The organism is Acidipila rosea, assembly GCF_004339725.1.
GTDB lineage: Bacteria > Acidobacteriota > Terriglobia > Terriglobales > Acidobacteriaceae > Acidipila > Acidipila rosea.
In genome coordinates, this window is record NZ_SMGK01000001.1 from 385,353 (window position 1) to 397,657 (window position 12,305).

The window sequence follows — 12,305 nt, forward strand, 5'->3', positions numbered from 1 at the left end:
AACTCGCCGGGTTCTCATGCCCTGAGGGCTGCAGAGGCTGGAGCTACCCAATATCCGTATCCTGCAGCACCTGTTGCAGCACCGAGGGCTCCACATTGCCGCCGCTCATCACGGCGACTGCCTTGCGAAAGGGCAGCAGTTGCTCGCGGTGATAGAGCAGGGCTGCGGTGGTGACGGCGCCGCTCGGCTCGGGAGTCAGCCGTGCGGAGAAGAGCAACTCGCGCATCGCTCGTTTGATCTCCTTCTCGCTAACGGTGAGGATGTCATCCACGTAGGCACGGATGTGTTCGAAGTTCAGATTGCCAAGGCTCTGCGTGCGCAGCCCGTCGCAGATGGTCCGCGTAGTCAGTTCCGCAGGCCAGTGCACGAGGTTGCCCGCGCGGAAGCTAGCCTGAGCGTCGGCGGCGAGTTCCGGTTCGATGCCGATCACCCGGACCTCAGGCCGGACCGATTTGATAGCGGCGGCGATGCCGCTGAGCAGGCCGCCTCCGCTGACGGGCGAAAGTACCAGATCGACATCGGGCAGATCTTCGAGAATTTCAAGGCCGCAGGTGCCTTGCCCGGCAATGATGGCAGGATCATCATACGGCGGGATGATGGTGTAGCCATGGGCGGCGGCAAGCTCTTCGGCCCGCTGCTTGCGCTCACTGCTGGCCGGCCCGACACGGACTATCTCCGCGCCCAGCGCTGCGGTCGCCTGCTGCTTGATCTGTGGCGCATTGGAAGGCATCACGATGACTGCCTTCATCCCAAGAGACCGGGCTGCATAGGCTACGCCCTGAGCATGGTTTCCGCTTGAATAGGTGATGACGCCTCGAGATTTTGCTTCAGGATGGAGCTGCGCGATGCTGTTATAGGCGCCTCGCAGCTTGAAGCTGCCGATCGGTTGGAGTCCCTCTGCCTTGAGCCAGATATCTGCGGAATAGCGCACCAGCGGAGTGTGTACGGCAATGCCGCGAATGCGCTCCTGAGCAGCGCGAAAATCGGCGAGGGTGACGAGGTTTGGGGTGCCCATCTTTGCGGAGCGTACTCTATCGCAGCGATGGAATTCAACTGCGGAGCGTTGCGGGGGCCATTTTGCTGGGCGCAAATAGGTTCAGCGACTTCTACCAGCAGGTGGCTGGTAAAGGTCGCTGAACGGAAATGGATAGGAGCTGAAGTTCGGCTTATATTTCGAGGATCACCGGCATGATGAGCGGTCGGCGGCTGGTGTTCTTCTGGATATAGCGCTTCAAGTCGATACGGATTTTTTCTTTAATGACGCCGTAGTCAGCTTTTTCTTCAGCGCTTGAATTCTCAAGGGTTAGACCGACGACTTTGCGGGCTTCCTCCAACATGGCGGGGTCGGCGCCGACAAAACCGCGCGTCACCAGTTCGGGCAGCCGCTCCACCTTGCCGCTGAGCTTGTTGATCGTCAGGATTGGAAGCACGATGCCGTCCTCCGACAGGTGGCGGCGATCGCGTATGACGATATCTGCCACTACATCGGCTGAGGAGCCGGAGTCGATACAGACGCGGCCTGCGGTGACTTTTCCTGTCTTACGGGCTTCATTTGCATTGACTTCGAGGACGTCGCCGTCCTCGATCAGGATGGCCGCATCGACTACGCCCATGCTTTTCGCCAACTCGGCATGCTTTTTCAGATGCCGATAATCGCCGTGGACCGGGATGAAGAACTTGGGGCGCAGGAGGTTAATCATTAACCGCTGCTCTTCCTGGCTGGCATGTCCGCTGACGTGGATGAGTCCCGATGCTCCGTCGTCGAAGATGACCTGCGCATCGCGGCGGCAGAGGTGATCGATGACGCGGTAGATGCTCTTCTCGTTGCCCGGAATGACGCGCGAACTGAGCAGAACGGTATCGCCGGGCGAGATGCGGGCGTGCTTGTGGTTGTCGACTGCAGCCCGGCTGAGTGCACTCATCGGCTCGCCCTGGGTGCCACTGATCAGCACCATGACGTTTTCCGGGGCATGGTCGCCGATCTGGCCCGGATTGATGATGAGGCCAGGAGAGATATTGATGTAGCCGAGATCCTGCGCGATTTCAGAGGACTCGACCATAGAGCGCCCGATGATGGCCACTTTGCGGCCATGCTGGTGGGCGAGATCGAGGGCGATGCCCATGCGATAGATCGAGGACGAGAAGCAGCTGAAGAAGAGCTTCTTCTTGGTGCGGGAAAAAATCTCGTCGAGACGCGGCTTTACCGACCACTCGCTCGGCGTATAACCGGGCCGATCGACGTTGGTCGAGTCCTGCAGCAGGGCTAGCACGCCCCGCTTGCCGTATTCGGCAAACTTGTGGAGATCGAAGGCCTTGCCGTCCGGGGGCGAGAGGTCCACCTTGAAGTCGCCGGTGTGAACCACCACACCCACAGGCGTTTCAATCGCGAGGGCCACGCAGTCAACCAAACTGTGAGTGACGCGGATCGGCTCGACTGTGAATGGACCGATCGTGAACTTCGAACCGGGAGCGATCTCGATTAGTTCGGTATCGTCGAGCAGCTTATGCTCTTCGAGCTTCCCCTCGACGTAGGCAAGGGTAAATTCCGTGCCGTAAACGGGAACATTGAGTTCCGAGAGGATCCAGGGCAGACCACCGATGTGATCTTCGTGGCCATGGGTCAGCACGATGCCGCGGACCATGCGGCGGTTTTCGACCAGGTAGCTGATGTCCGGCACGACAATGTCGACGCCGAGCAGTTCCGACTCAGGAAACATCAACCCTGCATCGATGACGAGGATGTCGTCTTTCCAGCGGAGGGCCATGCAGTTCATGCCGAACTCGCCCAGTCCGCCGAGAGGAATTATCTTGAGATTATCGTGAGCCATTAGAATCTCTGATGCTAGCACGAAGGGCGGGATCGGGCACTCTCTCGATTACGGCAGGTGGGCTGCACGAAGATCTCAGATTAGCTCTGTTTCCCAGAGATCGTGCAGGTGTAGAACGCCCTCGATGTGCATTTCCGGGTCTACGACCACGAGCGATGTGATCTTCTTCTCTTCCATCGTGAACAGGGCGCGAGCCGCGAGTTCGTCTCCCTGAATGGTTTTTGGCGTGTGGTTCATTACGTCGCCTGCGCATTGCTCCAGGCCGCTCGCCCCCGTCCGTTCGAGGAGTCGCCGCAGGTCGCCATCGCTGATAATTCCAGCAAGGCGGCCCTCTGTCTCAACGGTCGTCATCCCCAGGCCCTTCCGCGACATCTCATAAATTACGTCTTTCATGGGTGTCTCGGGGCGTACCTTTGGCACGCGAAGGCCTGAATGCATCAGGTCGCGTACGCGGGCCAGCTTTTTGCCGAGCTTGCCGCCGGGATGCAGGTTGGCGAAGTCCTCCGCGCGAAAGCCTTTTTTGATGGAGACGGCGATAGCAAGTGCGTCTCCAAGGGCGAGCATGGCAGTGGTGGAGGCAGTGGGCGCCAGGCCGAGGCTGCAGGCCTCTTCTGGGACGCTGCAGTCCAGCGTGACATCGCTGGCTCGGGCCAGGGTCGAGTCAGTATTGCAGCAGAAGGAGATCAGTGCATCGCCGATGCGTTGGATGGTTGCCAAAAGACGGAGAATTTCTTCCGTTTCGCCGCTGGCGGAGAGGGCAATCACAATATCGCCGCGAGCAACCATGCCAAGGTCGCCGTGGACTGCCTCGGCGGGATGAAGGAAGAGCGCCGGAGTCCCGGTGGAGCTGAGGGTGGCGGCGATCTTCTGGGCGATGATGCCGCTCTTGCCCATGCCGGTGACGACCACACGTCCCCGATCCTGGCCACATTTCAGGACGATTTCAACCGCGCGGCTGAATTCCTGGGCCATGGCCCCATCGAGCCGCCCGGCGAGTGCAAGAAGGGCGCTCGCCTCGATTCGGACGAGGTCAGCAGGCGAACGAGATGAGGCAAAATCCGTCAAACGTTGTGATGGTATCAGAGGCCGCCAAGCGCGGGATGAGAAACCTACTCTAAAATGAAGAGTTGACCTGGAGGGTCATAGCCCCTTGAAACGCAATCAGTTTGTGCTGCTTATCATTCTCGCCGCCATTGCTGTCATCTTCTGGTCCGGCATCAGGAACTACCGTCGCCGTATTCAGCAGGAACACAGCCAGCCGTCCGCACAGGTTCTGCCGGCTCCCGATGCCGCTGCGCCCGCCTCAGACAGTGCAGACAGCCCGTATTCGAGCCCTCTGACCAATAAGCAGGCGCCAGATTTCACGCTGGAAGATACGACCGGCAAGCGAGTTTCCCTGTCCAGCTACAAAGGCAAGGGTGTGCTGGTGAATTTCTGGGCAACCTGGTGCGCTCCCTGCAAAATCGAAATCCCGTGGTTCATCGATTTCCAGAAGCAGTACGCGGGGCAGGGTCTGCAGATCCTGGGCGTCTCCGATGACGATCTGGACAAGGACGACAAGAAGAAGCTGGCACAGGAGAAGTCGGACATCAGCAAGTTTGCAGCGAAGATGCAGATCAACTATCCGGTGCTCTTCGACGGTAACTCGATCGCGAAGCCTTATGGGGACGTAGATTCGCTGCCCACGTCGTTCTACATCGATCGCAGCGGCAAAGTGGTCACGGTGATTACCGGCCTGGCCGGCAAAGACGAGATCGAGGCGAATATCAAGAAAGCGCTCGGACAGGGAGGTAAGTAGTGCCGGGATTCACTTGGGCCGTGCTGGCCTTCATAACTCTGATGGGGCAGCAGATGCCGTGGCAAAAAGATGCCTCCCAGGCGAAAGCTGCGGAGCATCAGTCGGTCGAATATCTTTTCCCCGAACAGATCTCTGTCACCGCTAAAAAGCCTACCGAGGTTGATCTGCACTTTCGTGTGCAGAATGGGCTGCATATCAACTCGCATACGCCGAGGGAAAAGAGCTTTATCCGTACTGAACTGATTGTGCTGGAACCCCAGGGCGTTCAAGTCACGGCCGTGGATTTCCCCCCCGGGAGCGACTATGCGCTAGCCTCGATGCCGAGCGAAAAACTGAGCGTCTATAGCGGAGACTTTGTGTTGCGTGCACACATCACGGCGCAGCCGGGCGAGCACCTGGTCGCGGCCCAGCTTCGCTACCAGGCCTGCGACATAAACTCCTGCTATCCGCCCAGAAAGCTGCCCCTGGCACTGGACGTAATCGCGAAGTAAGGGCGGTTACGCGGGGACGGCGATCTGCTCGGCTGCTGTGAGCCGCTTGACGACCCGTTGATGGCCGAGAGCCATCATGACCGTAAAGAGGCTGGGCGCGACTGCCTGGCCCGTGAGGGCTACTCGTGCGCCATTGATGAGCAGGCCCGGTTTGACTTGCTTCTCCTCTGCAAAGGCACGAAGGATTGTCTCCGCGGATTGCTCAGTGAATTCGGTGGCATTCATATATCGCGAAGCAAGCTCTACCAGCAGCGCGCGAACCTGAGTGTCCTTTAGAAACTTTGCAGCCGCAGTCGGGTCGATCTCGTATTCGTCGCTGAAGTAGGCGCGAAAGGCAATGGCAAAATCGGTCAGATTGCGTGCTCGCGCCTTGAGCAGATCGAGGGTGGAGAGTAGTTCTTCGCGAGGTCGCTCAGGCCAGATGCCTGCCTTGACCCACTCCTGCTCAACGAGCGGCAGCAGCATCTCGGCGCTGTAATTGCGGATATATTCCTGGTTGTACCAGGCGAGCTTCTCATTGCCGAAGACGGCATTCGATTTGGAGATGCCACTTAAAGAGAAGAGCGAAGTGACTTCCTGCGAGGAGAAGATTTCGCGGTTTTTATTGTCGCCTTCCGGACTCCAGCCAAGCAGTGAGAGGAAGTTGCGGAATGCTTCAGGGACAATGCCCAGGTCCTTGTAAGCGAGAACGCTGGTGGCGCCGTGGCGTTTGGAGAGCCTGGTTTTATCGGGCCCGAGAATAAGCGGGACATGCGCGAACACCGGCAGTTCGGCGCCCAGAGCGCGATACTGCAACACCTGTTTCGGTGTGTTCGAGAGGTGATCTGCACCGCGGATGATGTGGGTCAGGCGCATGTCCACATCGTCGGCAACGACGCTGAGGTGGTAGGTGGGGATGCCGTCGGACCGTAGCAGTACAAAATCTTCGAGCTCTGCGTTGGCGAACTCGATGCGTCCGAAGACGGCATCGTCGAAGAAAGTGGTGCCTTGTTCCGGCACAGCAAAGCGCAAGGCGCTCATCTCCCCGGCCGCGACGCGTTGCTTGGCGGTTTCTTCGCTCAGAGTGCGGCAGCGGCGATCATACATGGGTTGACGTCCGGCGGCGGTGGCCTCAGCGCGGCGCTGTTCCAGCTCTTCTTTCGTGCAGAAACAGCGATAGGCATGGCCGCTGGCCAGGAGCTTCTCGGCCGTTGCCCGATAGAGATCCAGCCGCTTCGATTGGTAGAAGGGGCCCTCGTCCCAGTTGAGTCCGAGCCAGCTCATGCCGTCGAGGATGCCCTCGACCATCTCTTCCGAGGAGCGCTCGAAGTCCGTATCCTCAATCCGCAGGATGAAGGTGCCGCCTGTGTGGCGCGCGAAAAGCCAGTTGAAGAGAGCAGTCCGTGCACCGCCTACATGCAGGTATCCGGTGGGCGATGGTGCGAAGCGCACCCTTGGTTTCACAGCATTTTCTGACATGGTCAAACTCGATGCTAGGCAGAGCCTTCTTCTGCGTCAAGCGCGGCCTCTACCACTGCACCCCCGGGTAGAGGCTTGGGAGGCGCTCAGCGCGGTATTGATTGTTGCCTTTGGTCGTCGCCTGCCATACGAGTTGAGGGTTGGTATTGCTGTTCATGCGAAATTCCTGGACGACGGAGCCTCCGGCTGCAGCGCAGAAATCGGCTGCCATGTCTCCGTTCTGCTCCAGTTCGACATTGCCGCCGAAAAAGTTGTACAGGTTCGTGGGCGCCACGTAGTGATAGACCAGAGTGGCCGTCTTCGCCGAATCATCGATCTGCAGTACCGGGGTGGTGGAGTAGCATTGCGCGCTGCCGGTATTGTTCGGGGGGGAGCAGTTGACCTGAGTGCTGCCTCCACCGCTTGCCGGGAAATATCGATCATCGCCGTTATCCATCATGCCCAGTTTCCACACGCCGGTTGTATTGGACGTGAAGAAGGACATGCCGTGCTGGGCGTAGAACCAGTCGGTCGGATCAGTGCCATTCACAAGTTTGAAGTCGCCGTCCTTGCCAAGGCGCCAGAGGATATTCCCCGAGCCCTGCCCATCCTGATAGTCGATCTTGATGATCCAGTTCTGATGGCGCATTGAGAGCAGCAGGTTGTGGTCGTCAGCCGAATAGAGCAGCGCGTTCGAGTGTGTCCAGTCGGGAAAGAGATAGGGGTGCCGATTCACGTCGAGGTGGTCGAAGGAGTTCCAGACCCAAACAGGTTTTGAGTTCTGGTCAACATCGATGAGCACATCGCCCAGCACATTGGTCGGGCTGGTGCTGCCGGTGAGCGTAACGCTCTTGCTGACTGTTGCCAGCAGAATCCAGTGGCCGTTTGGCAGTTCGAGCACGTCGTGATGCAGACTGCCGAGTGCCAGGTTGTATCCCGCTGCAGCGAGCGAGCTGGCAAGATTTGCTTCAGTGATGGACCGGATAGTATTGCCTGCCAGATCGACTTCTCGTACCTCATCGATGGTATTGGGAATGATCTTTCCACTCTTCACGGCAATCGATGAAGCATAAGAGAGGAGGACGAGGAAGTGGCCGTTCGGCAGCATCTTGATGGGCTGAACTACATCCTCATGCGAGCCGGGATAGCTATAAGTCCAGATGATATTGCCTTGCAGATCGGTCGCGAAGGCCTGCGAAGGCTCCCAGGGAACAAGAGTGTCAAACATCTCGACACCGGGTTGAGGCTGTTGCCCGCTGAAGGTTGTCGCCGCAACGGGCGATGTCACGGGCGGTATGCCGGTCTCGAAAGTGTGATCAACATCAGTGAGGGTGGCGCCGTCGCTCAGGGTGATCCTCGCGGTCATGTGGTACTGGGTGGAGGCAAGCATTCCTGCGACATAGATGTTGATCTGGCCGCCGTTTGGCGATGGTGTAGCCTGAGCCCAGGTATTCAGGTTGTAGCTGGTGCTTTTGCCGAAGCTGATACTGACAGTACCCGGCGCAGGCAGATAGATCGAATAGGTGGCGACCTGCGGATTTGCCGTTGACGTGACCACGCCCTGATCGATGAGGGAAACAACGGCTGTGGCGAAATTAGCCTGTGGCGACGAGGCCAGGGCTGCCGTGACCGTCACATTTGTGCTCTGCGGCAGAGATGAAGGCGCGGTGTATACACCAGTGCTGGAGACTACGCCAACACTGCTGTTGCCTCCAGGAATTCCATTCACGGACCACTGCAGCGGCTGCCCTGCTGCCCCTGTTGCGCTGAAATTCTGCGTGCCCCCGGGTAGCAAAGCGACATATTGCGGATTGATGGTGATGGAACCGCTCTGGCCGGCAACGGGTGGCGGTTGAGTCGGTGGCGACTGGGAAGGAGCGGTCTGCGCCTGGTTGGCAAAATGTACGCCACAGCCGGTCAGCGAAATCAACAAGCAAAGGGGGAGCAGCCGAAATAAATATTTATTCAACTCTTGCCATCCTGAAAGGGTCCATAAGAATTCTAGCTCTGATCGCCAAGGAGGCACTTGTCCCATGCAAGCTGACTGTGTCGTTACGATAAGGACATTTTTGGACAAGTAGCGAATCGCATCAGCGGAATCGCGCGTCTAATGAGGGTTACTTGATCCTTAATAAGGAGTTCCCTGCATTTTGAAATCACCGATGATAGGCCGCCTTTTGCCGGGCCTCCTGTGCGCACTCTCTTTTGTTGCCTTCACCTCCAGCGCAAATGCCCAGGCAAAGATCGACCCATCGCTGCCTGAGGCGCCACTGCCTCACCGTAGAGTGTTGCTGCTCTTTCCGGGGTTTGAGACTGTGCAGGATCCGACTATTCCGGTCGCGCCACTGAAGCCGAAGCAGAAATTTGAGATGGCATATCGCAAGACGGTCGATCCCTCGTTTCTGATCGAGTCTGCAGCTTTCGCTGGCCTCGATCAGGGCATCGGCTATGGGCCGCAGTATGGGTCGGGATGGGGACCCTACGCGCAACGTTTCGGCTATAACGCAGCCAACCTGGCAACGACGTTTCTTTTCACCGATGCCATCCTTCCGAATGTGTTTCATCAGGATCCGCGATACTTTCGCAAGGGAACTGGATCTTTTGTGTCGCGTGTGTGGTGGGCATTACGCAGTGAAGTGGTCGCTTACAGCGACCAAGGGAACGAGATGCCAAACTACTCAAGCATGATTGGCTTTGGCATGTCGACCGCGCTCAGCAACGCATATTCTCCTGAGAGCAGCATCACCTTCGGCAAAACGATGGAACGCTACGGCGTGAAGGAAGGCGTCAGTTTCGGTTTGAACATTCTGCGTGAATTCGGTGGCCTCAGCAAACCGGAGAGGCACCAGGAATAAATCTTAGTTACGCCTGGCAGCCTTCCGTGTAGCAAGTTTCCGCATGGCGGTGCCAGTCGATTCACGAACAATCAGCTCAGGTGTCATCACAATTTCCTGCGGGAATGTAGCAGCGGGGTCTGCGATTTTTTCGAGCAGCACCCGTGCGCCTTCGCGGCCCATCTCTCGCAGGGGCTGACGCACCGTGGTCAGGCTGGGCTTCTGATAGGCAGCGCTCATGATGTCGTCAAAGCCAATGATCGAAATGTCACCCGGCACGCTGAGGCCGGCGTCATGAATGGCGCGCAGCACGCCGATTGCAGAGATGTCATTAAAGCTGAAAACGGCGGTGAAGTCCTGGGTCTGTGCCATCAGCCGCTGCATGGGCTGATAGCCTACGTCGGGCGACCAGCTGTCTGCTTCGAGTTGAATGCAGAGTTCAGGGCGTATCTGCAGGCCTAATTTGCTGGCCATTTCCAGAATGCTCTGCCAGCGGTACTCGGTATCCGGGATAATCTCCGGGCCCTTCATGAAGACGATGTTGCGATGGCCAAGTTCATAGAGGTGGGTCAGTGCGAGTTCCGCGGCGCGTAAGTGGTCCAGCACAATGTTCGTGACACCGGATGTATTGGTGTGCGCCGAGATGGCAACCAGCGGCAGCGTGCTTTCAAAATCAGCAGGAGTGTTGAGCAGCAGAAATCCATCCACTGCCCTCTCCACCAATAGACGCGGGTACTCCTGCATCAATTTTGTGTCCCAGTAATGGCTGGCGGTGAAATAGAAGTAGTGGGAGCTAAGCAGTTGCGCTTCTACCCCATTCATCACCATCGTAAAGTAGCCTTCGCTCAGGTCGGGGGCCATGACGCCGATGGACATGCTGCGGCTCTTACGGAGGGAACGAGCGAAATAATTCGGGCGATATTGAAACTTCTTGGCAGCGGCGAAGACACGTTCGCGCGTCTGCGCAGGAATCGACTTTCCCGCCGGGGAATCATTCAGGACGAGAGAAATCGTAGTCTGAGACAACTGGAGCAGCTCTGAAAGCTGACGAAGATTGACGGAATCGCGCTTGGCGGGATTATCTTGCTTATTTTTCGCCATAGGCGATGTTGTAGCACGTCTTGAATGGATTTACTAACTGCGATAATCGACACAAAGGTCGGTGACGACTTGCTTGGGAACGAAATCACTGATCAGGCGAAAGCGGCTTCCTGATATTCGCCAAAAACCCTTTCCAGAGCCGTGCAGATTTCGCCCACGGTTGCCAGGGCTCGCACGCAGTCCAGAAGGGCAGGCATTGTATTAGCCGATGAAATTCCGGTATGTGAGGCAGCAGGCTCCCTTTCGGCTGCGCGGCAAAGGGCTGACAGCGCACGGTCGACTGCCTGGTTGGATCGGCGCGAGCGAAGGCTTCGCAGTTTCGCAGTCTGGGCCTCGCGCACGGATTCGCCGATGTAAAGGGTCTCTGGTGGCGGCTCCTCCACGGTGAAGCTATTCACGCCGACAATAGTCTTCTCGCCTGCCTCAACCGCACGCTGATAGCGGTAGCTTGCCTCTGCGATTTCGCGTTGGGGATATCCCTGCTCGATGGCTCGCACCATGCCGCCTATCTCATCGAGCTTTTTGAAGTAGCTGCGCGCGCCTTCTTCCATGTTGCTGGTGAGTTTCTCGACAAAATAGGAGCCGCCCAAAGGATCTCCAACATTCGCCACTCCGGACTCATAAGCGAGGATCTGCTGGGTTCGCAGAGCGATGCGGGCCGCGTCTTCCGTCGGCAAGGCCAGCGCCTCATCGAAGGCATCAGTGTGGAGGGATTGCGTTCCCCCGAGGACGGCGGCGAGCGCCTGCAGGGCTACACGCGCGATATTGTTCTTTGGCTGTTGCGCGGTGAGCGAAACGCCCGCAGTCTGGGTATGAAACCGCATCCAGTGGGAACGGATATTTTTCGCGCCGAAGCGCTCCGTCATAACCGAGTGCCATAGCTTGCGCGCGGCACGGAACTTGGCAATCTCCTCAAAAAAATCATTATGAGAATTAAAGAAGAAGCTCAGGCGGGGCGCAAAATCGTCAATCTTCATTCCCCGCCGGAGGGCCCACTCGACATATTCGATGCCATCGTAGAGGGTGAAGGCCAACTCCTGCAGCGCAGTCGAACCGGCCTCGCGGATATGGTATCCCGAGATCGATATCGGATTGTAGCGGGGCGTAATCACCGCGCCGTACTCGAGCGTATCGACGACCAGGCGCATGGATGGCGCCGGCGGATAGAGATACTCTTTCTGCGCAATGTACTCCTTGAGGATGTCGTTTTGCAGTGTGCCGGAGAGCTTTGCGAGGTCCGCTCCCTGCCTCTCCGCGACCGCGAGATACATGGCCCAGAGCACGCATGCAGGAGAGTTGATGGTCATTGAAACGCTGGTTGTCTCGAGATTTATGCCATCGAAGAGGGTCTCCATGTCTTCAAGCGAATCGATGGCGACGCCGCATTTGCCCACCTCCCCCTCGCTCAGCGGGTCGTCGGAGTCGCGCCCCATAAGGGTCGGCAGGTCGAAGGCGACCGACAATCCATTGCCACCATTTGCCAGCAGATATTTGTAGCGGAGGTTCGTCTCTTCAGGGGAGGCAAAGCCGGAAAACTGGCGCATCGTCCAGAGCCGGCCCCCGTAGCCTGTCGCATGGATGCCGCGCGTATAGGGCGGCTCCCCCGGGTCAGGCGGCTGCCACTCGTGCGGAAGATCGGCCTCGGTGTAAAGCCGCTCTACCGGGGCGCCGGAAATGCTGGTGAATTGTGCGTTTCCTTCAGCATTGAGGTTGATGCCGGTGCGGGAGCCGATGGGCTGCTCGGCTGCCTTAGCCAAAGTGGGTGCAAGAGTCTCAGAAGCCCATCGCTGCTTCTCGTCCACCATTTGATCGCCCC

General features: G+C 58.0%; 10 protein-coding genes. 3 read left to right on the plus strand and 7 right to left on the minus strand.

Annotation, left to right across the window (positions count from 1 at the left end; genetic code table 11):
- Positions 1-43: 43 nt before the first annotated feature.
- From C7378_RS01590 to C7378_RS01600, 3 genes are all read right to left on the minus strand, one after another.
- Positions 44-1,015, minus strand: coding sequence for a threonine ammonia-lyase (locus C7378_RS01590; RefSeq protein WP_131991026.1), 972 nt, complete (start codon positions 1,013-1,015; stop codon positions 44-46).
- 151 nt (positions 1,016-1,166) lie between these two features.
- Complete coding sequence (locus C7378_RS01595) at positions 1,167-2,828, minus strand: ribonuclease J (protein WP_131991028.1); 1,662 nt, start codon at positions 2,826-2,828, stop codon at positions 1,167-1,169.
- Positions 2,829-2,903: 75 nt separating this feature from the next.
- Positions 2,904-3,893, minus strand: coding sequence for a KpsF/GutQ family sugar-phosphate isomerase (locus tag C7378_RS01600; RefSeq protein WP_243647988.1), 990 nt, complete (start codon positions 3,891-3,893; stop codon positions 2,904-2,906).
- Between the two features lie 85 nt (positions 3,894-3,978).
- Here C7378_RS01600 and C7378_RS01605 point away from each other — a divergent pair, with 85 nt between their 5' ends.
- The gene (locus tag C7378_RS01605) at positions 3,979-4,626 is read left to right on the plus strand and encodes a peroxiredoxin family protein (protein ID WP_131991030.1); all 648 of its coding nucleotides are present in this window, start codon (positions 3,979-3,981) and stop codon (positions 4,624-4,626) included.
- On the plus strand, positions 4,626-5,117 hold the full coding sequence (locus C7378_RS01610; protein ID WP_131991032.1) for a protein-disulfide reductase DsbD domain-containing protein: 492 nt from the start codon (positions 4,626-4,628) through the stop codon (positions 5,115-5,117). The genes C7378_RS01605 and C7378_RS01610 overlap by 1 nt, the downstream gene beginning before the upstream one ends.
- Positions 5,118-5,123: 6 nt before the next feature.
- Here the strand turns inward: C7378_RS01610 and gltX are convergent, their stop codons facing one another.
- Together gltX and C7378_RS01620 are read right to left on the minus strand one after the other, a co-directional pair.
- Complete coding sequence (gltX, locus tag C7378_RS01615) at positions 5,124-6,560, minus strand: glutamate--tRNA ligase (RefSeq protein ID WP_243647989.1); 1,437 nt, start codon at positions 6,558-6,560, stop codon at positions 5,124-5,126.
- 64 nt (positions 6,561-6,624) lie between these two features.
- Positions 6,625-8,523 (minus strand): aryl-sulfate sulfotransferase, encoded by a 1,899-nt coding sequence (locus C7378_RS01620; protein WP_165876586.1) that lies wholly within the window; start codon positions 8,521-8,523, stop codon positions 6,625-6,627.
- Between the two features lie 193 nt (positions 8,524-8,716).
- On the opposite strand from C7378_RS01620, the gene C7378_RS01625 reads away from it, so the two are divergent.
- Positions 8,717-9,409 carry a hypothetical protein gene (locus C7378_RS01625; protein WP_131991038.1) on the plus strand — a complete coding sequence of 231 codons (693 nt, stop codon included), beginning with the start codon at positions 8,717-8,719 and terminating at the stop codon, positions 9,407-9,409.
- A 3-nt stretch (positions 9,410-9,412) separates the two neighbouring features.
- Here C7378_RS01625 and C7378_RS01630 read toward each other — a convergent pair whose 3' ends face one another.
- Both C7378_RS01630 and C7378_RS01635 read right to left on the minus strand, forming a co-directional pair.
- Entirely contained in the window at positions 9,413-10,489 is a 1,077-nt protein-coding gene (locus tag C7378_RS01630; RefSeq protein WP_131991040.1) for a LacI family DNA-binding transcriptional regulator, read from the minus strand.
- Between the two features lie 92 nt (positions 10,490-10,581).
- Complete coding sequence (locus tag C7378_RS01635; protein ID WP_243647990.1) at positions 10,582-12,246, minus strand: acyl-CoA mutase large subunit family protein; 1,665 nt, start codon at positions 12,244-12,246, stop codon at positions 10,582-10,584.
- Between the last annotated feature and the right edge of the window lie 59 nt (positions 12,247-12,305).